Here is a 24,400-nt window from a genome sequence, read left to right as displayed (position 1 = left end):
CAAGAGATCGGCCCCGCCCCGTGTACGGCATCAGACCCTTTCAGCACGAATCCGGGGTGAGTGTGGATCCTCTGCCGGGCCACCCGAAGGAGTGAACATCAATCGGGAGTTGGCGAACAACTCCGCTCCCGCGTCTCAACGCACCTGCTGAGAGCCCGGGTTGGAAATCCTGCTGAGCGCCTGGCAAGATGCCCGCCCGCAATTTCGCGGAGCAGCGTATTCCGGCCGCACCCCGGCACCGCGCGACCCGCTGACCTGCCGGTCCGTCCCCCTCGCGGCCGTCCGCGCGCTCCACGCCCGTACGGACGATCACTCGCGACGGGTTCCAGCAGACTGGCCGCATGCGCATCGAGATGACCAGCGAGCCCGGCGACCCCCAACGCCCCAACGAGGACTACGCGTCGGTCGCCCTGCCCGCCTCGGGAAGCGGCGGCGCACTGGTGGTCCTGGACGGGGTGACCCCGCCGCCCGAGGACTACGGCTGCACGCACGGCGTCCCCTGGTTCACGGCGCGCCTCGGGGGCGCGATGCTCGAACTGTCCGGTTCACAGCGGGATATGCCCCTGGCCGGATGCCTCGCCGAGGCCATCACCCGTACCGCTGACGCGCACAGTTCAATCTGTGACCTTTCTCACAGCAGAACGCCGCAGGCGACCGTGGTCGCCGCGCGCTGGGACGCGGACACGGTCGAGCACCTGGTGCTCTCGGACTCGGCCCTGCTGCTGGAGCGCGCGGACGGCTCCGTCACCCCCGTGCTGGACCCCCGGCTCGGGGAACTCCCCGCCCACGTGCGCGCACTGCGCGACAGGGTGCGGGCGCTGGCCCCTGACACGGCCGAGCGTGCCACGGCCTCGGAGGCGTACGTACGCGCGGTGGAGGCCCTGCGCAACGCGCCCGACGGCACCGGCTTCCACACCGCGGCTGCCGACCCCTCCGTCGCTGCCCGCGCGGTCACGGGCACCACCCCGCGCGGCGACGTACGGGCCCTGCTCGCCCTCACCGACGGGGCGACGCGCTGGGTGGAGACCTTCAGGATCGGCGACTGGGCGGGGCTCTTCGCGCTCGTGCGCAAGGAGGGTCCGGCGGCACTGGTGGCCCGGGTCCGCGAGGCCGAGACCGCCGCGAAGGCCCCGCGCGGCAAGCGCCACGACGACGCGACGGCACTGCTGGCCGAGCTGTGACGTCGAGCTGCGCGGGGTGGGGCGTGCCCCGGTGCGCCGGGCGGCCCGGTGATGTGACGGGGCGTCGCGGGGCGCGTTACGCGCTCTCGGGGTCCGTCGGCTCCGGGTCGGCCTCGGCCGTGCCGTTGAGGCGGTGCAGCAGCCGGGCCAGCTCCGCGATCTCGGCGGGGTCCCAGGCGGCGAGCTTGCGCCCGTACTCGGCCCTGCGCGCGTTGCGCACCCGCGTGAAGCGCTCCCTGCCCTCGGGGGTGAGCTGGAGCAGCGAGGCCCGGCCGTCGGCGGGGTCGGGGGTGCGGGCGATGAGGCCGAGGACGTCGAGCGCACGCAACTGGCGGCTCATCGTCGCCTTGCCGACGCCGAAGTAGGCGGCCAGGTCCGTGGCCCGCTGCGGTCCCGCGTCCTCCAGGCGCACGAGCAGCCCGTAGGCGGCGGGCTCCAGCTCGGGGTGCACCTCGCGGGCCATCTCGCCGGAGGAGGCGCGGGCGCGGCGCAGGAAGACCGCCAACTCGCGTTCCAGATCGAGGAACTCGGAGGCATAGGTGTGCTCCTCGGAGTGGTCCACACCATCCTCGGGCTTCATCGCGGGGTCGTCCTGGGTCCGGGCCTTGTGCACGTCAGCGCCCTCTCCGGCGTTTACCGTCAAGAAAGTTTCTGCCAGCGTCAGGGATCGTCGCAGCTCCGCCAGTATTTCGCAGGAGTAGACCAACGGCACCACTCGGGCGCCCTTCCCACCCCTTGTCTACGCGCGTACGTTCACCTGACATGCCCATACCACGGGCATGCCGGACCACCCGCACCGCCCCCATCTCTCCACCCCCACAGAGGTCTTCGGAGGCAGCGATGCCCAGAATCGGATCCCGCACCATCCGCCGCAGACGCGGCTTCCTCAGCGCGGCGGGGGCACTCCTCGCCGCGATCGCCCTCCTCTTCGCCCTGCCGGGCGCGGCGGCGGCAGCCCCCCACGACGACTCGCCGGTCAAGCCGGGCGAGGCGTGGATGGGGGCGGGCGTGCAGCAGCACGAGGGCGACCCCACCGACGGCACCCCGCCGCCGACCCTGGCCGCGACGGTGGAAGGCGTCGACGTCAGCAGCCACCAGGGGAACGTCAACTGGTCGTCGCTGTGGAGCAGCGGCGTCAAGTGGGCCTACGTCAAGGCAACCGAAGGGACGAGCTACAAGAACCCGTACTTCACCCAGCAGTACAACGGTTCGTACAACATCGGCATGATCCGCGGCGCCTACCACTTCGCGCTGCCCAACAACTCCAGCGGCGCGAGCCAGGCCAACTACTTCGCCACCAACGGCGGCGGCTGGAGCAAGGACGGCAAGACGCTGCCCGGTGTCCTGGACATCGAGTACAACCCGTACGGCGCCACCTGCTACGGGCTGAGCCAGAGCGCCATGGTGAGCTGGATCCGCGACTTCACCACGACGTACAAGGCCCGCACCGGCCGCGACGCGGTCATCTACACGACCACCAACTGGTGGTCGCAGTGCACCGGCAACAACAGCAGCTTCGGCTCCACGAACCCCCTGTGGATCGCCCGCTACGCCTCCTCGCCCGGCACGCTGCCTGCGGGATGGGGCTTCTACACCTTCTGGCAGTACACGTCGTCAGGGCCGATCGTGGGCGACCACAACGTCTTCAACGGCGCGTACGACAGGCTCAAGGTACTGGCGAACGGCTGACGGCCGCCCCAGACCCCCCACACACGAAGCGGGTGGCCCTCCCCAAGGGGAGGGCCACCCGTCGTCACCGGCCGCGGCCGTCACACCACGGCCGGAGTCCTTCGGCGCGGACCGGACCGGGCCCGCACAGCACCCGCACCCGCGTCCGCGCCCGCGTCACGCCGCCACCGGCACCTCCGCGACCCCCGCGCCCGCCTCCGCCGGGGTCAGCGCCAGTTCCAGCACCCGGCGCACGTCCGAGACGGGGTGGACGTCGAGGCCGTCCAGCACCTCCTCGGGGACGTCGTCCAGATCGGGCTCGTTCCGCTTCGGGATGATGACCGTGGTCACCCCTGCCCGGTGCGCCGCCAGCAGCTTCTGCTTGACGCCGCCGACGGGCAGCACCCGCCCCGTCAGCGAGACCTCACCGGTCATCGCCACGTCAGGACGCACCTGGCGCCCGCTCAGCAGCGAGGCCAGCGCCGTCGTCATGGTGACGCCCGCGCTCGGGCCGTCCTTGGGGACGGCGCCCGCCGGGACGTGCAGGTGGATGCCGCGCTCCTTCAGATCGCCGACGGGCAGCTCCAGCTCGGCGCCCCGCGAGCGCAGGTAGGAGAGCGCGATGTGCGCGGACTCCTTCATCACGTCGCCGAGCTGCCCCGTCAGGGTCAGGCCCGAGGCGCCGGTCTCCGGGTCCGCGAGGGACGCCTCGACGAACAGGACGTCTCCGCCCGCGCCCGTGACCGCGAGACCCGTCGCCACGCCGGGCACCGCTGTGCGGCGCTCGGCCGGGTCCTGCGCGGACTCGGGCGTGTGGCGGGGCCGCCCGATCAGCTCGCGCAGCGCGTCGGCGCCGACGGTGAGCGGCAGCTCCTGCTCGCCCAGCTCGTGCTGGGCCGCCACCTTGCGCAGGACGCGGGAGACGGCGCGCTCCAGGTTCCGCACGCCCGCCTCGCGGGTGTACTCGCCCGCGAGCCTGCGCAGTGCCTCGTCGTCGATGCCGACCTCGTCAGCGGCCAGGCCCGCGCGCTCCAGTTGCCTGGGCAGCAGGTGGTCGCGGGCGATGGTGACCTTCTCGTCCTCGGTGTACCCGTCGAGCTGGACGACCTCCATGCGGTCGAGCAGCGCCTCGGGGATGGCCTCCAGGACGTTGGCCGTGGCGAGGAAGACCACGTCCGAGAGGTCCAGCTCGACCTCCAGGTAGTGGTCGCGGAAGGTGTGGTTCTGGGCGGGGTCCAGGACCTCCAGCAGGGCCGCCGCGGGGTCGCCGCGGAAGTCGGAGCCGACCTTGTCGACCTCGTCGAGGAGGACGACCGGGTTCATGGAGCCGGCCTCCTTGACGGCCCGGACGATACGCCCCGGGAGTGCGCCCACGTAGGTGCGGCGGTGGCCGCGGATCTCGGCCTCGTCGCGGACGCCGCCGAGCGCGACCCGGACGAACTTGCGTCCCATGGCGCGCGCGACGGACTCGCCGAGCGAGGTCTTGCCGACGCCGGGCGGGCCGACGAGGGCGAGCACCGCTCCCCCGCGCCGTCCGCCGACGACGCCGAGCCCGCGTTCGTCGCGCCTCTTGCGCACCGCGAGGTACTCGGTGATGCGCTCCTTCACGTCCTGGAGCCCCGCGTGGTCCTCGTCCAGGACGCGCTGGGCGCCGGTGATGTCGTAGGCGTCCTCGGTGCGCTCGTTCCAGGGCAGTTCCAGGACGGTGTCGAGCCAGGTGCGGATCCAGCTTCCCTCGGGGGACTGGTCGCTGGAGCGCTCCAGCTTGTCGACCTCCTTGAGCGCTGCCTTCTGCACGTCGTCCGGGAGTTCGGCGGCCTCGACGCGGGCGCGGTAGTCCTCGCCCTCGTCCTCCGGGTCGCCGTTCAGTTCGGCCAGCTCCTTGCGGACGGCCTCCATCTGGCGGCGCAGCAGGAACTCGCGCTGCTGCTTGTCGACGCCTTCCTGGACGTCCTTGGCGATGGACTCGGCCACGTCCTGCTCGGCGAGGTGTTCGCGGAGCGCCTCGGTGGCGAGGCGGAGCCGTTCGACGGGCTCCGTGGTCTCCAGGAGCTTGATCTTCTGGTCCGTGGTGAGGAACGGGGAGTATCCGGCGTTGTCGGCCAGCGCGCCCACGTCCTCGATCTGCTGCACGCGGTCCACGACCTGCCAGGCGCCGCGCTTGCGGAGCCAGTCGGTGGCCAGCGCCTTGTACTCCTTCATCAGCTCGGCGACCTGGCCCGGCACGGGGTCCGGCGCGGCCTCCTCGGCCTCGGTGCCCTCGACCCAGAGCGCTGCGCCGGGCCCCGTCGTGCCGGAGCCGATGCGGACGCGGCGCAGGCCGCGGATGAGGGCGCCGGGGTCGCCGTCGGCGAGGCGGCCGACCTGTTCGACGCGGCCGAGCACGCCGGTGTCCGCGTAGTTTCCGTCGACGCGCGGGACGAGCAGCACCCGTGGCTTCTCGCCCCGGGGCGCGGCTGCCTGTGCGGCCTCCACGGCGGCCCGTACGTCGCTGTCGGACAGGTCCAGGGGCACGACCATGCCCGGCAGCACGACCTCGTCATCGAGGGGCAGCACCGGCAGGGTGAGCGTTGCGGACGTCGAAGCCATGATCTCTCCCTCGGCAGGCAAGTTGAGCTATGTGGACTCAATGCACTGGGAGGTGCGGATGTTCCCGCCCCGGAGGCGTGTTCGCTGTGAGCAAACGCCCCGCCGGCTCCCGGGCCCCGTCCCGCTCCGCACCGCCCCCGGTCAACACGGCGCCCCGCCGTGGGCTTCCCACCTCCCGGAGGCGCCCGTGAACCACCCGCGCGAGCCCGCACGCCGCTGCGAGGATGGCGCCCATGCCGTTCCCGAGCCCTCACCCCGACACCACCACAGGACCCGTCGTCCTGGACCGTCGCGAAGGCCCCTACGGGGAGGTCGTCCTGCGGCGGCACGGCGAGCTGCTCCAGATCATCGCCAACGGGTGCTTCCTCATGGACACCTCCGACGGCCGCTCCGAGCGCCTGCTCGTGCGCGCCGCGCTGGACCGCCTGGACCGTCTCGCCCCTGGCGCGGACGCGCCTGCGCTGCTGATCGGCGGCCTGGGCGTGGGCTTCTCGCTGGCCGAGGCGGCGGCGGCGCGGGGGGGGGGGCGCGCCCCGGGGGTCGCGGGGGGGGGGGGGGTGACCGCGGGGCCCGGGGGGGCCGGCCCCGTGGGGGGGGCCCGGGGGGGGGCGGGGCCCCCCCCGCGGGGGGTGGCCCCCCACGACGACCTGCTGTCCCATCTGCGCGCGGCCGCCGGACGCTACGACGCGGTGTGCCTGGACGTGGACAACGGGCCCGGCTGGACCGTCACCGAGGACAACGGCTCCCTCTACGCGCCGTCCGGGCTCGCGCTGTGCAGCGAGGCGCTGCGGCCCGGCGGAGTGCTGGCCGTCTGGTCGGCCCAGCCCTCCCCCACATTCGACGACACATTGCGGAATGCCGGATTCACAAGGGTCCGTACCGAAGAGATCAGCGTCGCCCGAGGCGTCCCCGACGTGGTCCACTTCGCAACCAAACCGGCGTAGCCGCAGCCCACACGAGGCCCTTACGCTGCTGCCAGCACGCACACGAACAAGCCACAACACACCGCGGCGCAACGCAGGGGCGGGGCCGAATGGACCAGAAGAACACAACTCAGACACAAGGCAGCACGGCAGCCGCCGCAACCACCCCTGGTGCCCAGCGCCGCATCCTGGTCGTCGAGGACGACCCGACGATCGTGGACGCGATCGCCATGAGGCTGCGCGCCGAGGGCTTCCAGGTGCAGACGGCGGGCGACGGGCCCGCCGCCGTGGACACGGCGGAGGCATGGCAGCCGGACCTCATCGTCCTCGACGTGATGCTGCCGGGCTTCGACGGGCTGGAGGTCTGCCGCAGGGTGCAGGCCCAGCGCCCGGTGCCGGTGCTCATGCTGACGGCGCGGGACGACGAGACCGACATGCTGGTCGGCCTGGGCGTCGGGGCCGACGACTACATGACCAAACCGTTCTCCATGCGCGAGGTGGCGGCCAGGGTGCACGTACTGCTGCGCCGCGTCGAGCGGGCCACCCTCGCCGCGCACACGCCGCGCAGCGGGATACTCCGGCTCGGCGAGCTGGAGATCGACCACGCGCAGCGCCGGGTCCGGGTCACGGGCGAGGACGTGCATCTGACACCGACGGAGTTCGACCTGCTGGTGTGCCTGGCGCACTCGCCGCGCGCGGTGCTCTCGCGGGAGCAGCTGCTCGCCGAGGTGTGGGACTGGGCGGACGCCTCCGGCACGCGCACGGTCGACAGCCACATCAAGGCCCTGCGCAGGAAGATCGGGGCCGAGCGCATCCGTACGGTGCACGGCGTGGGATACGCGCTGGAGACTCCGTCGGCCTCCCCGGCGTCCGCCACCGACGGATCCTGACGGCGACGGCACAGGGGCACTGGGACATGACCGACCTGGCCGGGCTGTCGCGGTCCCTGCGGACCCCCCTCATACGCTTCGCGCGCCGCGTCAGAGCGCGCGTCGAACGCGACTGGGAGGAGAAGTGGGGGCCGCGGTGGGGCCCCGTGGTGCGCCGGGTCTGGGCGCGCGTGTGGGAGTGGCTGAAGCCGCTGGACCCGTACCGCTCGGTGAAGGCCGCGCTGGGCGCGCTGGTGATCGTCTCCGTGGTGATCACGACACTGCTCGCCCTGTTCGCCGTCTACTCGGCGACCGAGCTGCGGGTGATCACGATCTTCTCGATCATCGCGTCGCTGCTGGTCACGCAGTTCGTGGCGCAGGCGCTGACGGCGCCGCTCGACGAGATGACCGAGGCGGCGCGCGCCATGGCCGACGGGGACTACTCGCGCCGGGTGGGGCAGGTGCGGCGCGACGAGTTCGGGGAGCTGGCCGAGACCTTCAACCGGATGGCCGCCGACCTGGAGTCGGTCGACCAGCACCGCAAGGAGCTGGTCGCCAACGTCTCGCACGAGCTGCGCACCCCCATCGCGGCGCTCCGCGCCGTCCTGGAGAACGTCGTGGACGGCGTCTCGGAGGCCGATCCGGAGACGATGCGCACCGCGCTCAGCCAGACCGAGCGGCTGGGGCGCCTCGTCGAGCACCTGCTCGACCTCTCGCGGCTCGACAACGGTGTCGTACCGCTGCACTCGCGCCGCTTCGAGGTGTGGCCGTATCTGGCGGGCGTGCTCAAGGAGGCGAACATGAGCAAGGGCTCCGGGCACGCCCGTACGGACGTCCACCTCCACCTGGACGTGTCACCGCCGGAGCTGACCGCGCACGCCGACGCGGAGCGGCTGCACCAGGTGGTCGCCAACCTCATAGACAACGCGGTCAAGCACAGCCCGCCGCACGGCCGGGTCACGGTCAGGGCGCGCCCCGGCGAGTGGGTGGAGAGCCTGGAGGTCGAGGTGCTGGACGAGGGGCCCGGCATCCCGGCCTCGGAGCGGCACCGGGTCTTCGAGCGGTTCAGCCGTACGCAGGGCGCCAAGGGCGGGCAGGGCGCGGGCGACGGGGGCACGGGGCTCGGCCTCGCCATCGCCCGCTGGGCCGTCGATCTCCACGGCGGGTGGATACGGGTGGCCGAATCCCCTCGGGGCTGCCGCATCCAGGTCACCCTCCCGGGGCTGGGAAAGGCACCCGGTTGACGTAAGGTCGAAGGCGAGGAGCGGTGGTGACACCGCGGGAAGCGCCCGTGACGCGGGATGCTCAGCGCCGACGCGAGATCCGTGACGCCGGAGAACCGGCCCACGGTTCCGGGCGCTGGGCAAAACCTTGTGTGTTTCCCGCCAAATCCTGGGCCGAAACCAGGCTTCGGATGTGACTTGCACGACGACAGGGCCATGCGGACTGCACCTCACGGCAAGAGGGGCGTAGCCTTTATTTCCGCTGTCCACCACCTAAGGAACGCGGAAGAGGGCGGTTGCCGCCGTGTCGTCACAGTCCCCCAACAGCTCGAGCGTCTCGACCGATCAAGAGGGCCAGGGCAAGGACCCTGCCTCTGTTTTCGGACCAAACGAGTGGCTCGTCGACGAGATCTACCAGCAGTACCTCCAGGACCCGAACTCGGTAGACCGAGCCTGGTGGGACTTCTTCGCCGACTACAAGCCAGGTTCTGGCTCGGCGAGCGAGCCGGAGGGCGGGGAGACTCCCGCCGCCCAGGGCTCGGCTCCGGCATCGCCGGGCACCACCACCAGCGCCTCCGACGGAGCGGGCAAGCAGGCGGGCACGGGTGCTCCCGCGCCGTCCGCGGCTCCCGCCGCGCCCGCGGCTCCCGCGCAGCAGGCCCCGGCTCAGGCTCAGGCCGCGCCGAAGGCCAAGGCCGCGGCGCCCGCGCAGCCGAAGCCCGCAGCGAAGGCGGCGCCCGCGAAGGGCTCCGAAGCCGCTGACGAGGCCCCGTCGGGGCCCGAGTACCAGCAGTTGCGCGGCCCCTCGGCCGCCGTCGCGAAGAACATGAGCGCCTCCCTGGAGCTGCCCACGGCCACGTCCGTGCGCGCCGTTCCGGTGAAGCTGCTGTTCGACAACCGCATCGTCATCAACAACCACCTCAAGCGCGCCCGTGGCGGCAAGGTGTCCTTCACGCACCTGATCGGCTACGCCATGGTGCAGGCGCTGAAGGCGATGCCGTCGATGAACTACTCCTTCGCGGAGAAGGACGGCAAGCCGACGCTGGTCAAGCCGGACCACGTGAACCTCGGTCTGGCCATCGACCTGGTGAAGCCGAACGGCGACCGGCAGCTCGTGGTCGCCGCCATCAAGAAGGCCGAGACCCTCACCTTCTTCGAGTTCTGGCAGGCGTACGAGGACATCGTCCGGCGGGCCCGCGAGAACAAGCTCACGATGGACGACTTCTCCGGGGTCACGGTCTCGCTGACCAACCCCGGCGGCATCGGCACCGTCCACTCCGTGCCGCGTCTGATGCCAGGCCAGAGCGTCATCATGGGCGTCGGCGCGATGGAGTACCCGGCGGAGTTCCAGGGCACCTCGCAGGACACCCTGAACCGGCTTGGCGTCTCGAAGGTCATGACGCTGACCAGCACGTACGACCACCGCGTCATCCAGGGGGCCGCCTCCGGCGAGTTCCTGCGCCAGGTCGCCAACCTGCTGCTCGGCGAGAACGACTTCTACGACGAGATCTTCAAGGCCCTGCGCATCCCGTACGAGCCCGTGCGCTGGATGAAGGACATCGACGCGTCGCACGACGACGACGTCACCAAGGCCGCCCGGGTCTTCGATCTCATCCACTCCTACCGGGTGCGCGGCCACATCATGGCCGACACGGACCCCCTGGAGTACAAGCAGCGCAAGCACCCCGACCTCGACATCAACGAGCACGGGCTGACGCTGTGGGACCTGGAGCGCGAGTTCGCCGTCGGCGGCTTCGCGGGCAAGTCGATGATGAAGCTGCGCGACATCCTGGGCGTGCTGCGTGACTCGTACTGCCGGACCACCGGCATCGAGTACATGCACATCCAGGACCCGAAGGAGCGCAAGTGGATCCAGGACCGCGTCGAGCGGTCCCACGACAAGCCCGAGCGCGACGAGCAGCTCCGCATCCTGCGCAGGCTGAACGCGGCCGAGGCGTTCGAGACGTTCCTCCAGACCAAGTACGTCGGCCAGAAGCGCTTCTCGCTGGAGGGCGGCGAGTCCGTCATCCCGCTGCTGGACGCGGTGCTGGACGCGGCGGCCGAGTCCCGGCTGGACGAGTGCGTCATCGGCATGGCGCACCGGGGCAGGCTGAACGTCCTGGCGAACATCGTCGGCAAGTCGTACGCGCAGATCTTCCGGGAGTTCGAGGGCAACCTCGACCCGCGGTCGATGCACGGCTCCGGCGACGTGAAGTACCACCTGGGCAACGAGGGCACCTTCACCGGTCTTGACGGCGAGCAGATCAAGGTCTCGCTCACCGCCAACCCCTCCCACCTGGAGGCCGTGGACCCGGTCGTCGAGGGTGTGGCCCGCGCCAAGCAGGACATCATCGGCAAGGGCGGCACAGACTTCACGGTCCTGCCCGTCCAGCTCCACGGCGACGCGGCCTTCGCGGGCCAGGGCGTGGTGGCCGAGACCCTCAACATGTCGCAGCTGCGCGGCTACCGCACCGGCGGCACGGTGCACATCATCATCAACAACCAGGTCGGCTTCACGGCGGCGCCCGAGTCGGCGCGCTCGTCGATGTACTCCACCGACGTGGCCAGGATGATCGAGGCCCCGATCTTCCATGTGAACGGTGACGACCCGGAGGCCGTGGTCCGCGTGGCGCGGCTGGCCTTCGAGTACCGCCAGGCGTTCAACAAGGACGTGGTCATCGACCTCATCTGCTACCGCCGCCGCGGGCACAACGAGACGGACAACCCGCACTTCACGCAGCCGCTGATGTACAACCTGGTCGACAAGAAGCGCTCGGTGCGCAAGCTCTACACCGAGTCGCTGATCGGCAGGGGCGACATCACCCTGGAGGAGGCCGAGCAGGCGCTCCAGGACTTCCAGGGCCAGCTGGAGAAGGTGTTCACGGAGGTCCGCGACGCGACGACGGAGCCGGGTTCGCCCGAGGTCCCGGAGCCGCAGGCCGAGTTCCCCGTCCACCTGGACACCAGCGTGAGCCAGGAGGTCGTCAAGCGGATCGCCGAGTCGCAGGTCAACATCCCGGACCACGTGACCGTCCACCCGCGTCTGCTGCCGCAGCTCCAGCGCCGCGCGGCGATGATCGAGGACGACACGATCGACTGGGGCATGGGCGAGACCCTCGCCATCGGCTCCCTGCTGATGGAGGGCACCCCGGTCCGCCTGGCGGGCCAGGACTCGCGCCGGGGCACCTTCGGCCAGCGGCACGCCGTGCTGCTGGACCAGAAGACCGCGCAGGACTACACGCCGCTGCTCTACCTCTCCGAGGACCAGGCCCGCTACAACGTCTACGACTCGCTGCTCAGCGAGTACGCGGCGATGGGCTTCGAGTACGGCTACTCACTGGCCCGCCCCGAGGCGCTGGTCATGTGGGAGGCGCAGTTCGGTGACTTCGTCAACGGCGCGCAGACGGTGCTGGACGAGTTCATCAGCTCCGCCGAGCAGAAGTGGAACCAGACGTCCGGTGTGACGCTGCTGCTTCCGCACGGCTACGAGGGCCAGGGCCCGGACCACTCCTCGGCCCGGATCGAGCGGTTCCTCCAGCTCTGCGCGCAGAACAGCATGACGGTCGCCATGCCGACGCTCCCGTCGAACTACTTCCACCTGCTGCGCTGGCAGGTCCACAACCCGCACCACAAGCCGCTGGTCGTCTTCACCCCGAAGTCGATGCTCCGGCTCAAGGCGGCGGCGTCGAAGACGGAGGAGTTCACCACGGGCGGCTTCCGTCCCGTCATCGGCGACACCCACATCGCCTCCGGCGAGGGCGACCCGGCCGAGGTCCGCAAGGTCGTCTTCTGCTCCGGCAAGGTCTACTACGACCTGGACGCCGAGCGGCAGAAGCGCGGCGCCAAGGACACGGCGATCATCCGGCTGGAGCGGCTGTACCCGCTGCCCGGCAACGAGATCCAGGCCGAGATGGCGCGCTTCCCCAACGCGGAGAAGTACGTCTGGGCCCAGGAGGAGCCCGCCAACCAGGGCGCGTGGCCGTTCATCGCGCTCAACCTGGTGGACCACCTGGACCTGATCATCGGCTCGGAACCGGTGCCGAACGCGGACCGGCTCCGCCGGGTCTCGCGGCCCTCCTCGTCCTCCCCGGCCGTCGGCTCGGGCAAGAGGCACCAGGAGGAGCAGGCCCAGCTCGTCCGGGAGGTCTTCGACCTCTGATCCGGTGGTCGTGACCCCGCGGTCATGACCTGGTGGGCACGACAGGGGCCCGGTCCCGCGCGTGAGGCGCGGGGCCGGGCCCTTTGTCGTACGGGTTGCGTGTACGGGTTGCGTGTACGGGTTGCCGTACGGGTCGCGGCCCCTTCGTCGCGTCGCGAGGGGCCGCCGCCCTGCCGTCAGCCCAGGTAGGGCTCGAAGTCCCAGTAGGGCCGCACCCGCTGGCGGGCCGAGAGTGTATGGGTGTGCTGGGCGCCCAGGGAGCGGGTCAGGCGCTGGAGCGCGTCCTCCTCGACCTTGCCCGCCTCGTCCCGCTCGCGCAGCGCCCGCAGGTCACCGGCGAGGGCGATCTCGCAGGAGAGCGTCAGCGGGTGGTCGGAGCCGAGCATCTGACGGGAGCGCCGCAGCGTGTCCCTGGACAGCTCGCACGCCTCCTCCAGACGCCCGGTGAAGTTGCGCCCGCCCGCCGTGTTCAGGGCGCAGCCCAGCGTCCACGGGTGGTCGTCCCCGAGGAGGGTGCGCAGGCCCACGAGGGCCTGCTCGAACATGTTCAGCGCCCCGTCCCTGTCGCCCTCGGCCTGGAGGACGAGGCCCGTGTTGGACTGCATGCCCGTGGGCACCGGGTGGGCCTGGCCGAGCAGTGCGCGGTAGCCGTTCTCCGCCTCGGTGATCAGATCGCGGGCCTGGGAGAGATCGCCGTGCTCCCGCAGGTAGTTGCCGAAGTCGGTCAGCAGGGCCAGCGTGGTGAAGTGGCCGCGGCCGTGCGCCTGCTCGTGCTGCTCCAGCAGGGCGGCCAGCATGCCGCCGATGTCCTGCGGGGTGCTGGCGGCGCGGCGCAGGCACAGGGCGAGGTTGTGGCGGGCCCAGAGCGTCTGCGGGTGCTGTTCGCCCAGCACCTGGACGTGCAGCCGCATGCCCAGCTCCTGGCGGGCCAGCGCCTCCTGGTAGCGGCCCATGAGGCGGAGGTCGCGGGCGCAGGCCGTGCCGGAGTTGAGGGTGGCCGAGTGGCGGGCGCGCAGGACCTCCTCGCGCCTGCGGAGGGTGTCGAGGTCGATCTCGTACGCCTCGCTGTAGCGGCCGAGGAGGCGCAGCCCCACGCCCAGGTTGTGCTGCGCGTTGAGGGTGGTCCACTCCTCGGGGCCGAGCAGCCGGTGCGCCGTGGTGACGACCTCGCGCTGCACCTGGAGCGCCTCCGCGTACTGCCCCAGATAGCGCTGGTCGGAGGCGAGGCAGTTGGTGGCGAGCATCAGGGCGATGTCGCGCCCGTCGCTGGAGGCGCGCAGCCGTTCCAGGACGGAGCGGTCCAGTTCGTACGCCTCGCGGAAGCGCCCGCTGGAGCGGAGGATGGAGCCCTGCTGGGCCGCGAGGTCGAGCATGGGCTGTGCCTGCGGTTCCATGATGCGCGACCAGCTGTCGCGCACCTGCTCGGCCAGTTCGGCCCCGGCCCGGAACTCGCCGCTGGAGAAGCAGTAGCGCAGGCAGTGCAGCACGAGGGACTGCACGCGCCCGTCGGTGCTGCTCAGCGCACCGGACGGGCCCAGGTGGGGCATGAGTTCGGCGTAGCGGGGCCACTGCCTGCTGTCCATCGGGTCGCCGGGGTCGGCCTCGGCGAGCAGCCTGCGCACGACGCGGCGGTAGACGCTCCTGTCCTCGCGCCCGGTGAGCTGGCCGACGATGCTGTGCACCAGGCGGTGCATGTGGACGGACTCCTGCTGCGGGCCCGGTTCGCCGACGGAGCCGCTGCGGGCCTCCCTGGTGACCACGGAGTAGTTGACGAGGGAGTCCAGCGCACGCGCCCAGTCGGGCAGGTCGGAGGTGATCCAGCGCAGATTCTCGGGCAGCTCCGTGGCCGAGAGCCCGCGGGCGAGCCCGATGGGGATGCGGCCCGGCGCGAAGGACGTGCACAGCAGGAGGAGTTCCACCGTGCGGGGCTCGGACTGGCGCAGCTTGTTGAGCATCATCGACCAGGAGGCGAGCGTCGGCTGCGGATAGCCTTCGGTCCCCGACTCCTCGTCGAGGGGGACGATCTCGCCCTCGCGCACCTTGCGCAGATACTCGGCGGCGTCCATGTGGGACTCGCCCAGCCAGGCGGCGGCGTGGGCGAGCTGGAGCGGCACGTCCTGGAACTCGACGGCGACCTCGTCCGCGTCCTGGGCGCTCAGGTGCGGGGCGCGGCGCATCAGATACCCCGTGGACTCGGCCCGGTCAAAGCTTGGCACCTCGACCACATCCGTCGAAGAGCCCCAGGCGCGGTTGCGGGAGGTGATCAGCACATGTCCCGAGCCGCCCCTCGGCAGCACCTTGGTGGCCTCCTCGACGTCCTCCCAGCCGTCGAAGATGACGAGCCAGCGCCCGTAGGGCTCGCCCCTGCGCAGTGCCTCGCGCACCACGCGGATGCGCTCGCCAGGCTCGGAGCCGGAGCGGAGGCCGAGCTGGGGTGCCAGTTCGCCGAAGCGCTCGCGCTGGGTGCCGCGCTGGTCCGAGTTGACCCACCAGACCACGTCGTAGTCGGAGCTGAAGCGGTGCGCGTACTCGGCGGCGAGCTGGGTCTTGCCGATGCCCGACATCCCGACGAGGGTGCACGCCGAGGCGCCGCGGGCCGCGTCCATGAGGGTCTGCTGCATGCGGTTGAGCAGTTCGTCGCGCCCGGTGAAGCGGGGGTTGCGGCGCGGGACCTCGCCCCATACGGCGGGCGGGTCGTTCGGATAGCGGGAGCCCGCGCCGTCAGGGACCTGCCTGGAGGCCGCCATGGGCAGATCGAGCCTGGTCAGCAGCCTGCGCTCGGCCTCGGCCTCGCCGACGCCCCACAGATCGACCGGTTCCAGGACGGCGGTGGCGGGCAGCAGGGAGCGGTTGGTGAGGTTGACGGCGGCGAACCGCTCGGCGTTGTTCGCGACGTAGCCGCGCAGCACGTCGTTCCACTCGCCCTCACGGCGGGGGCCGAGCTGGAAGAACCAGTCGCTGAGGACGAGCAGCACCCGTCCCGTGGCGAGCTGGAGATCGCCGAGCGCGTCCTCCAGCCGCTGTTCCCTGGACGGGTCCCAGCGCTGGAGCGTCACCCGGTGACCGTGGCGCTCCAGTGTGTGGGCGATCCAGGTGGCCCAGGGCCGGTGATAGCCGGGAAAGGCCACCACGACATGTGCCGCCGGCCCCTGCTCCCGTGCACCGCCCTCGCCCTGCCGCCGCTGAGCGACCATGCGCGCGTCTCCCTCGTTGTGTACCCCCGCGGCATCCGGTGATGACGCGTTGGCGATATTACCGAAAGTCACCCATGTGTGACATACCGTTGACGGCGGCGAAGTGGTACGCCGCGCTGCCCCAGGCTCAGCAGATGACGCTCCATCCCTATCGCGAACTCACGGCCCGTGCACGTCAGTTGGCCGGACTCCAGGAGGATCGGCAGCGCTTCGGCCACCTGCTCGCGGTACTCCTCGCGGCGGCTCCGGGCGGCGGCGCGGGCCGCGGGGGTCGCGCCGGGGCGCTCGGCGATCCTGTCCCACAGGTCGGCGAGCGCGAGATGGGCGTAGGTGCCCTGGAGCACGCCGCTGAAGGGCCGCGGGTCGAGGCGCCAGGCGACGCGGTACACCGCCTCCTCACCGGCGTGGTGGAGCGGTGCGAGGTCCCCGAGGACGGCGAGTTTGCTGTGCTGGAGTTCGTGGACGAGCACCTCGGCCATGTCCGGGGCGCTGTCCGGCAGTCCGGTGAGCACAGCCCAGGGCGCGGCGCGCAGGGTGGCGCTGGAGACCCCGCCTGGCGACGGGTCCAGCGGCACCAGCGCGCGGGTCAGCGAGGCGACTTCGGCGGCCCGCGCCGGGTCGGCCGACTCCAGCAGGGCCAGCGCGGAGCACCAGCGCGTCAGCCAGGGCCCGGCCGGGGTGCCGCGCGCGCCCTCACCGCCTCGTGCGCGGGCTCCGCCGCGCGGCACGGGGCCGCCTCGGCCCCTGAGGCGGTAAGGGCCTGAGTCGTCCAGCCTGGCCCTGCTGCCCGGCAGGGTGCTGAGGCCGCGCCAGCCGACGCCCGCCGCCCTGCTGTACGGGCGCGTCAGCAGCAGCCCGCTGCGGCGGCCCTCGGGGGTGAGGCGCAGGCTGCGCGGCCCGGCGACGAGGCGTACGCGCGGCGCGTGGGCCTCGTACGTGCCGATACCGGGGAGGACGAGGCGTCCTTCGTCGGTGGGCAGGGTGATCCGGAATCCGGTACGGGCGTGGAGGGCGACGGCTACGGCGACGGCCCCGAAGCGGAGGAGGGCCTGTTCGAAGGGCTCGCGGGACGCGGCGGAGGCGGAGGCGGGGGTGTCCGGGGCTCCGGGGGACGCGGGTGCCTCAAGAGGCGCGGGCGTCACGGTGTTCCCGTAAGGACCGGCCTCCCCCTGGGGCACTGGCGTCCCGTGCGTCGGGTCCGCGACATCGGTGTTCAACGCGTGCGCCAGCCAGTCGCCGACGGCGGGGTAGGCCAGCGCCTCCCTGACCTCGGCGGGGCGACGGCTCTCGGCGCGTTCCAGCAGTTCCCAGTGCTGCGCGAGCCGTTCGCGCGCGCAGTCGCCGAGCCCGGCGCGCCCGGCGCGGTCGAGCAGCGACTTCAGCAGCACCAGTCGGTGGCTGTGCAGCCCCGCGTGCAGCAGCGCGAGGTCGTCGGGGCCCGGCCGGGTGCGGGACATGCGCGCCAGGGTCCCGGAGTCCACGGCAAACGTGTTCGCAGCAGTACGCACCGCTCCCCCTCCCAAGCCACAGATGTGGCCGAATACCGCCCCTGGAGGCTGTCAGACGCCCCTAGGAGGTGTCCTCAATGTCCCGTCTGGGCCGCGACGCCTGGCACGCACGCACGCGACGTTGTCAGTCGTCAGCGCAGCCCGCTGCGCTTTCCTCCCTCCGCCTTGCGACCGCACGCGCCAGACGCCGCGGCCCCCGGCCTGGCGGCCGGACGACGCTACATTGACGACACCCCCTAGTCGCCCCCGTCAGCCGCCGTGGAACGTGCCGTCGCTCCCGTCGCACCAGATCTCGGCGAGCTGCGCCGGGCGACGGAGCACGTGGGCGACCGCCTCGGTGAGGACCGGGTCGTCCATGGCACGCAGGGTGCGCAGGTCAACGCCTGTGAGATCGGGCAGCGCGGGTACCCCGGCGGTCTCCCGGACCCGCTCGGCGGTCGCGGTGTCGCTCTGCTGCACCACGCTCTTTCTCCTCCCTGACGCCCCGCGCCGGAGGCTTGTCACCGCGGATGAAGTTTCCTTCCCGACGCCCTGGATACGGAAACCCGTTCGGCCGCCGAGCCTCGGTGATTCGGCCGACGCGCCGCCTGTGCCCCTGTGCCGTCCCGTCATCCTCCCAGGGCTGCGATGCGCGCGTCCGTGGCGCGCACCTCGTCCTCGGGGAGGCCGAGCCCGAGCCCGCGCAGGCGGCGCCACTCGGCTCTGGCCGCGCGGTAGTCGGCGAGGGCAGCGCCGGGGCGGCCCCTGGTCTCGTGGAGGGCGCCGCGTCCGAAGCGGGCCCTGGCGGTGACGTACGGGTCGGGCCCGGCGGCGCCGGTCCCGTCCTCCCAGGAAACGGAACCGGAACCGGCCTCGGGCGCGGACGTGGGCCCCGGCTCGTCCTCGGGCCCGTCCGCAGAGCGTGCCTCGGACAGCGCCCGGTTGAACGCCTCCTCGGCGCGCCCGTGCTGGGGATCGACCGGCGGGAAGTGGCGCCGGGCGAGGCCGAGCCGCAGCCAGGCACGCGCTCGCGGCCCGGGGTCCTCCGCCTTGCGCGCGGCCTGCTCCAGCAGATGGCAGCCTTCGTAGAGGTCCGGCAGGAAGCCCTCGCGGTCGAACTTGTCCACCAGGACATCGCCCAGCAGGAGCTGGATACGGGCCAGGAGCGGGCCGCTCGCCGGGGCGCCGGTCAGCGCCTCGCGCAGCACGCCCTCGGCGCGTGCCGCGTCGGCGGCCTCCGTCAGCAGCATCTCGCCCCACTCGGTGAGCAGGGCGCAGCGCCGCACGCTGTCGCGCTCGGTGAGGGACTCGGCCCGCGCGTACGCCTCGTCCGCCTCCCGCCAGGCGCGGGCCTCGCGGTGCACGCGTGCCCGCTCCCGTACGCACTGGAGCCGCAGCGGCACGCTCTCCCCTGCCGCCGCCTCGGCGTCGTCGAGGATGGCCAGCACCTCGTCGGTTCCTGTGCCGGTCAGCCGCAGCGCGTCCGTCAGGTCCAGGAGCGCGGCGCAGCGCTCGCGTTCGTCGGCGCCCGTGGCGGCCAGCAGCCCGGCCGCCGCGCGGAGTTCGGCCGCCGCCTCGTCGGCGCGGTGGCCGTTGCCCGTGCCGGAGCGGGCGAGGGCGAGCAGGACGCGGCCCAGGCGCAGCCGTCTGGTCCGCTCGGTCTCGGCGGGCAGCGGCAGGCTGTCCTGGACAGTGTTCGGATCGCCGGGGCCCGAAGTGGCGGCCCACGCGGTGGAGCCGCCCATCGCGCGCAGGGTGCGTTCCGCTTCGAGGAGGTGGGCGGGGTCGCGCTCGGCCTCCCACAGGTCGTGCTGGACGGCGGCCAGTTCGAACCGGCTCGCCACGCTGTCCGCGCCGTCCCCGCTCTCCCCGCCGCCCCCGCCGAGCAGGGCCGCCGCGTCGTGGAGGAGCCCCCTGGCGCTCCCTGGGCTGCGGCGCGCCTCCCCGGTCTCGGCGAGGGCGTGCAGCACCTGCCCGAGGACGAGCCTGGCCCGTACGGGGTCCACGGGGCCCGCAGAGCCGTCGTCGTCCGGGGTGTCGCGGGCGCCGCCCGCAGCGCCGCTCTCGGCGGCGGCCAGCGCCGCCTCCGCGTACGCGCGTGCCTGGTGGAGCAGTTGGGGGTCGCCCTGTGACCACCACTGGCGCAGCAGCCGCTCCGCCTCGGCCAGGCCGCCGGGCGCGGCCCGCTCCGGCCGGTACCAGCGCACGACGCGGGCCGGGATCTCCGCGAACAGTTCGTCCTCGGTACCGTCGGCGGCCCGTCCTGGCTCGCGCCCGGCCGCGGCTCCGGCGACCGGCGGCAGCGGGTCGCCCGCGCGGCCCGAGAGGCGGGCCACGGCGAGCGCGGGGAAGTTGCGGGTGCCCCGGCCGAAGTGCCGGGCCACGTACTCCGAGAGGTACTTGAGCACCAGCACGGCAGCGCCCTGGTCCAGGGACTGGAGGAGGAGTTCCTGCACGCCCGGGACGAACGCGTAGCGCGGCCCGGCAGCTCCCTCAATGTCGGGCAGCCGCTCCAGCAGCCCGCTGAGCAGCACCTCGGCCAGTTCCATGGGCCCCGTGTCGGGCAGCATCGCCTCCTGGACGAGCTGGATGACGGGCAGCACCAGGGGCACCGCCGCGAGGTGGACGGCCAGATGGAGGGCGCCTGGCGACGCGCTGGCGCGGAAGGCGCCCAGCAGCTCGCGCGGGTCCCCGGGGGCGCCCGAGGCGTCCGGCGGGGGCGGCATGGCGCGGTGGCGGGGACGCACCCAGGCGGCCGCGCCGCGCACGGTGCGCCGTCCGCTGCCGCCCAGCAGCTTCGCCCAGTTGCCGAGCGCCGCCGCGGTGGGCAGCAGCACGGGCACGGGCAGCGCGTCGTGCGCGGGCGGCGGGCCGTAGCCGTCGGGCTCGAAGGTGACCTTGCCGCCGTCGCCGCCGTCGCGCACCAGGAGGCCGGGTTCGGCCGGGAGCGCGGTGCGCGGCCACAGCCGGGGCGGCAGCGGCTGGACGACGGCCAGCGGGGAGCAGCCCGACCAGCGGTGCAGCAGCCGCTGGGCCGCGCCGTCCTGCCAGAGCGGGCCCACGCAGTCGCTGACGAGGAGGGTGAGGCGGCGGCCCGTGGTGTCGCGGTACCTGTCGGCGGGGCGCAGCCGCGCCGTGCCGCGCTCGGGTCCGGTGCCGATGAGCGGGGTGCCGTCGGCGGCGCGGTGCAGGTACAGCGCCTGTACGTCGCGGAAGGCGCCGAGCTGCTCGCAGGTCTGGCGCAGTGAGTCGAAGGTGAGCTGCCACACGGACGTGGTGGGCGAGGCGTCCATCAGCAGCAGCACCTCGGCCTCGCGCCGCACCACGGGGCCGAAGACGGGGTGCACGGAGGCGCCGCGCGCGCTCAGGTCCGCCGTCGCGTCCTCGTCGAGCGGGCCCGGCACGGGCGGGAGCGGCGGGCGGTAGCCGAGGAGGGGGCGCAGGGCGCGCTGGAGCCCGAGCAGGCCCGAGAGCGTCCCCGCGGCCGGTGCCCGGACGGGGAAGGCGCGCGGGGGCCCGCCGCCGTGCCTGCCGGGCGCGTACAGCGAGACGGGGGAGGCGCGTTCGTCCTGCGTGAGCGTGCGGTCCCCGCGCGCGGCGGCATGCGAGGGCGCCTGCTCCCGGCTGCCCTGTCGGCGCGGCTCGCCCGTGGTGTACGGAAGCTCCGCGAGCACCGGCTCGGCCTCCTCGGGGGCCTCGCCGGTCCAGCGGGCGAGCCAGATCGCCTCGGCGACCTCCTCGGCCGTCGGGTCCCAGCCCGCTTCCCGCAGCCGGGTGATCAGCTCGGCGAGCCGGCCTGTGAGCCGCCTGTCAGGCGGCGTCGACATAGGCCATCACCTCGGGCGGTCCAGCGGACGCAGCAGCATCTCGGCGAGGCGGTTGCGGGTGACCCGCTCGGCCCCGGGAGCGCGCTGCGTCAGGAACAGGGCGTTGAGCAGTTGGTCGGTCGCTATCACCTGGCCCGGTTCACGCTGGAGGAACCGCTCCACGAACTCCTCGCCCTCCGCCAGCGCCTCCTCGCCCAGATGCGCTGTGACCATCGCGGCGAGCTGCTTCTCGCCGGGCGGCTTCAGCTCCAGTTGGATGCAGCGGCGCAGCAGGGCCGCCGGGAAGTCGCGCTCCCCGTTGGAGGTGAGGACGATGAAGGGGAACGTCGTGCAGCGCACCCTGCCGCCGGTGACGGGGACCTTCCTGCCGTCGTCCGTGAGCACCTCGGTGACCGGCTCGCGGTCGGCGCTGCGCTCCAGCTCCCTGATGGTGAACTCGCCCTCCTCCAGGACGTTCAGGAGGTCGTTGGGGAGGTCGATGTCGCTCTTGTCCAGCTCGTCCACGAGGAGGACACGGGGCAGCCCGTCCTCCTCCGCGGGCAGCAGTGCGGTGCCCAGGGGGCCCAGCCGGATGTACGAGCCGACGGGGGGCCGTTCGACGCGCTCCCCCTCGATGGCGCGGTCGAGCTGGACGTCCTGAAGCCTGCCGATGGCGTCGTAGTGGTAGAGGCCGTCCTGGAGGGTGGTGCGGCTGACGATGGGCCAGCGCAGCACCCGGCCGAGCCCCAGCTCGTAGGCGACGGCGTGGGCCAGCGTGGACTTGCCCGTTCCGGGGTTTCCGGTGACCAGGAGGGGGCGGCGGAGGTACAGGGCCGCGTTGACGGCCTCGACTTCCTCGGGGCGCGGGTGCAGGTTCTCGACCAGCGCTCTGCGCACGCCCAGGCGCCTGGCCGCGTCGCCGCCTTCGCCGTCCTCGGCGCCGGGCCCGCTCGTCTCGTCGCCCGACGGGAGGGTGAAGTCCCGCCAGGGGGGCGGGTCGGGTAACCGCCGCACGCCGTCGTGCGGGAGGCCCGCTCCCCGGTAGATGCGCCAATCGCTCACTGTGGACTCCTCATGGCTGTTGGACCGGCATCTTAGGTGTCATGACGGCCGTCCAGGGCGCAGCCGCGGCGCGCGCAGCGGTCCGTCGGGGAGCGGTGGCCCATGCGGCGGATCGTAGATGAGGACGATGTCCCGTGCCCAGGCCGAATCGGGGTCGGGTACGGCGGGATCGGCGTTGAGGTTGCGCAGGGTCCTGATGCGTTCGGGGAGCCGGTGCGCCGTGCCCGCCTCGGCGAGGAGCGCCGCGGCCCTGTCGTGGAACTCGGCGCAGTCGGTGTGCGTCTCGTCGCAGCGCCGCCACAGCGCCACGGCGTGTCCCGCGGTGAGCGCCGCGGTCATGGCCCCGGCGCCGCGGCCCCCTGACGTACGGGAGCAGTGGACGGGCACGGCGCCCGGCGGCACGGCTGACAGGCGGCCGTAGACCGCGCTGTCGCTCTCGGGGAGGGCCGCCTCGTGTCCGTCGCGCAGCACCTCGCCGCGCAGCGGCACGGCCTCCAGGGGCCCTTCGGCGGCGCCGTGCCAGCGGGAGCGCCACTCCGGGGTGAGGCCCTGGCGCCAGCGCAGCCCGTCGCGCAGGACGACGAGGCGGCGGCGGCCCAGGGGCAGGGTGTGCGGGTTGAAGGGCTCGCCGGGGTCGGGCGGGCGCGCCCGCCACTCGTCCAGGGGCTCGTCGAACAGCCCGCGCGGCACCATGAAGTCCACGGCGGCCAGGTGCTCGCCGACGTCCCCCTCGTCCAGCGCTGTGGCCAGCGCGGCGCGGATGTCGCGCTCCAGTTCCTCGCGGGGGACGCCGGTCTCGTTGTGGCGTACGGGGGTGATCTGGCCGTCCTCCTGGAGGAGCTTGACGCGCCAGGCGTGGGTTCCGTAGACGTCCGGGTCGATCTCGATGAGGACGTCCGCGTGGGCCGCGCGTGCGGCGCGGGCTCCGTCGAGGATGCCGGGGACCTGGGCGCGTACGACCTCGTTCTGGAGCGTGACGGCGGTCCCCAGGACCCAGTCGCGCAGGGCCCTGTGCGCGGCGTGCGCGGCCTCCGGTGTGCCTTCGAGGGGCTCGGGCTCCACGAGGGCCGCGAGCGCGGTGGCTCCGGGGGCGCCGGGGAGGCCCGGGTTGTGGGGCGCGGAGCCCGCGCCCGAGGTGCCGGGGGTGGTCGAGAGCGCCGCGCAGACCTTCGCCGCGTACAGGACGACGGCCTCCAGCTCCAGGTCCGAGGTGCCCTCGGGACCGCCGTTCCCCGCCGACTGGCCGTCGTGCGGCGCGTAGAGCAGCCCGGCGCCCTCGCGCCAGCCGCGCGGGGCGTGGGTGTCCATCGCGTAGGAGGCCTGGAGCACGAGGCGCCGCACGTCGTTGACCATCTCCAGCACCTGGCCCGCGCTGCCGGGCGGCGCGAGGGCGCCCAGCAGCCCGTAGAGCTGCGTGCGGCGGTCGGGCGTGAATCCGTAGGGGCGCAGCTCGGCGGGGGCCTGTACCTGTGTACGGGGCCAGCTCGCACCGAGGGCGAGATAGCGGCGCAGATGGTGCCGGTCGTGGGCGCGCAGCACCTCGTGCCAGAGGCGCGCGGCGCGCGGGCCCTCGTCGCACAGTGCCCTCAGCGAGGTGGCGGGGACGGCGAGCCCGGAGCCGCCCTGCGCCTTGGCCTGCCCCTTGCTGAGGCCGATGACCGCGCCGCGCGCGAGGTCCACGACGGGGCCGCCCGAGCAGCCGGGCGGCAGGAAGCCGCCGCGCAGCACGAGGGGGCCGCCGCTGCCGCCGCTGGCCATGCCGGTGCCGCCGAGATAGACCTGCCCGCCGCCGGGTGCGGACGTCCAGCCGTAGAGGCCGATCTCGGCGGGGGTGAGGGAGGAGCGGTCGCTGAGCCACAGGCAGTCGGGGTCCGTGGCGCCGGGGACGCGGATGAGCGCGACATCGGGCAGCGGCCAGTGCGCCGGCGGGCCCTCGGGGTCGGCCGGTGCGGGCAGGCCGAAGGCCAGCTCGCCGGTGTGGGTCACGCCGTCCGCCGTGGTGACACCGATGACGCGCTCGCCCCTCCACACGGCACCCGCCCCCTTGGCCACGACATGCGCGCACGTCAGCACCCATTCGGGGGCGACGAAGAAACCGCTGCCCCAGAACGCGGCGCTTCGTCCGTCATACCCGTCACCGGCCCTGCCGATGCGCACGACACCGCGCCGGACGAGCTCTTCGAGGGCGCTCACGTGACACGCGAGGCGCACGGCGGCACGGCGGCCTGTGGATCACGGG

At 73.0% G+C, this 24,400-nt stretch carries 14 protein-coding genes; 6 read left to right on the top strand and 8 right to left on the bottom strand.

All coding sequences use genetic code 11. The features are described 5' to 3' along the window. Window positions 1-341 precede the first annotated feature (341 nt). Window positions 342-1,181, top strand: coding sequence for a protein phosphatase 2C domain-containing protein (locus tag ACWGJ2_RS09700; RefSeq protein WP_453345462.1), 840 nt, complete (start codon window positions 342-344; stop codon window positions 1,179-1,181). A 76-nt stretch (window positions 1,182-1,257) separates the two neighbouring features. On the opposite strand, the gene ACWGJ2_RS09695 is transcribed toward ACWGJ2_RS09700, so the two are convergent. Next, complete coding sequence (locus ACWGJ2_RS09695) at window positions 1,258-1,761, bottom strand: MarR family winged helix-turn-helix transcriptional regulator (RefSeq protein WP_453345514.1); 504 nt, start codon at window positions 1,759-1,761, stop codon at window positions 1,258-1,260. 260 nt (window positions 1,762-2,021) lie between these two features. On the opposite strand from ACWGJ2_RS09695, the gene ACWGJ2_RS09690 reads away from it, so the two are divergent. Beyond that, the gene (locus ACWGJ2_RS09690) at window positions 2,022-2,870 is read left to right on the top strand and encodes a lysozyme (protein WP_453345461.1); all 849 of its coding nucleotides are present in this window, start codon (window positions 2,022-2,024) and stop codon (window positions 2,868-2,870) included. 156 nt (window positions 2,871-3,026) lie between these two features. Here ACWGJ2_RS09690 and lon read toward each other — a convergent pair whose 3' ends face one another. Beyond that, window positions 3,027-5,438, bottom strand: coding sequence for an endopeptidase La (lon, locus tag ACWGJ2_RS09685; protein WP_453345460.1), 2,412 nt, complete (start codon window positions 5,436-5,438; stop codon window positions 3,027-3,029). Window positions 5,439-5,671: 233 nt separating this feature from the next. Here lon and ACWGJ2_RS09680 point away from each other — a divergent pair, with 233 nt between their 5' ends. The 4 genes from ACWGJ2_RS09680 (at window position 5,672) to ACWGJ2_RS09665 (ending at window position 12,612) form a co-directional block, all read left to right on the top strand. Beyond that, window positions 5,672-6,382, top strand: a complete 711-nt coding sequence (locus ACWGJ2_RS09680; RefSeq protein WP_453345459.1) for a spermidine synthase — start codon at window positions 5,672-5,674, stop codon at window positions 6,380-6,382. Between the two features lie 89 nt (window positions 6,383-6,471). Then, entirely contained in the window at window positions 6,472-7,251 is a 780-nt protein-coding gene (locus ACWGJ2_RS09675; protein ID WP_453345458.1) for a response regulator transcription factor, read from the top strand. Window positions 7,252-7,277: 26 nt separating this feature from the next. After that, a complete protein-coding gene (locus ACWGJ2_RS09670; RefSeq protein WP_453345457.1) occupies window positions 7,278-8,474 on the top strand; it encodes an ATP-binding protein in 1,197 nt (398 codons plus the stop codon). Window positions 8,475-8,757: 283 nt separating this feature from the next. Continuing rightward, a complete protein-coding gene (locus ACWGJ2_RS09665) occupies window positions 8,758-12,612 on the top strand; it encodes a multifunctional oxoglutarate decarboxylase/oxoglutarate dehydrogenase thiamine pyrophosphate-binding subunit/dihydrolipoyllysine-residue succinyltransferase subunit (protein ID WP_453345456.1) in 3,855 nt (1,284 codons plus the stop codon). A 176-nt stretch (window positions 12,613-12,788) separates the two neighbouring features. Here the strand turns inward: ACWGJ2_RS09665 and fxsT are convergent, their stop codons facing one another. From fxsT to ACWGJ2_RS09635, 6 genes are all read right to left on the bottom strand, one after another. Next, window positions 12,789-15,806: an FxSxx-COOH system tetratricopeptide repeat protein gene (gene fxsT, locus ACWGJ2_RS09660; RefSeq protein ID WP_453345455.1), complete on the bottom strand. Its 3,018-nt coding sequence runs from the start codon at window positions 15,804-15,806 to the stop codon at window positions 12,789-12,791. Between the two features lie 68 nt (window positions 15,807-15,874). Further along, complete coding sequence (locus ACWGJ2_RS09655) at window positions 15,875-17,263, bottom strand: aKG-HExxH-type peptide beta-hydroxylase (RefSeq protein WP_453345454.1); 1,389 nt, start codon at window positions 17,261-17,263, stop codon at window positions 15,875-15,877. 300 nt (window positions 17,264-17,563) lie between these two features. Continuing rightward, window positions 17,564-17,776, bottom strand: coding sequence for a hypothetical protein (locus ACWGJ2_RS09650; protein WP_453345453.1), 213 nt, complete (start codon window positions 17,774-17,776; stop codon window positions 17,564-17,566). Between the two features lie 146 nt (window positions 17,777-17,922). Then, window positions 17,923-21,120, bottom strand: coding sequence for an SAV_2336 N-terminal domain-related protein (locus tag ACWGJ2_RS09645; protein WP_453345452.1), 3,198 nt, complete (start codon window positions 21,118-21,120; stop codon window positions 17,923-17,925). Between the two features lie 6 nt (window positions 21,121-21,126). After that, window positions 21,127-22,161 (bottom strand): AAA family ATPase, encoded by a 1,035-nt coding sequence (locus tag ACWGJ2_RS09640; protein ID WP_453345451.1) that lies wholly within the window; start codon window positions 22,159-22,161, stop codon window positions 21,127-21,129. A gap of 39 nt (window positions 22,162-22,200) precedes the next feature. Next, window positions 22,201-24,354: a VMAP-C domain-containing protein gene (locus tag ACWGJ2_RS09635; RefSeq protein WP_453345450.1), complete on the bottom strand. Its 2,154-nt coding sequence runs from the start codon at window positions 24,352-24,354 to the stop codon at window positions 22,201-22,203. Between the last annotated feature and the right edge of the window lie 46 nt (window positions 24,355-24,400).

Source organism: Streptomyces sp. NPDC054796 (assembly GCF_053611545.1).
Note: the sequence above shows the minus strand (reverse complement) of the source record. Positions and strands in the feature narration are given on the sequence as shown.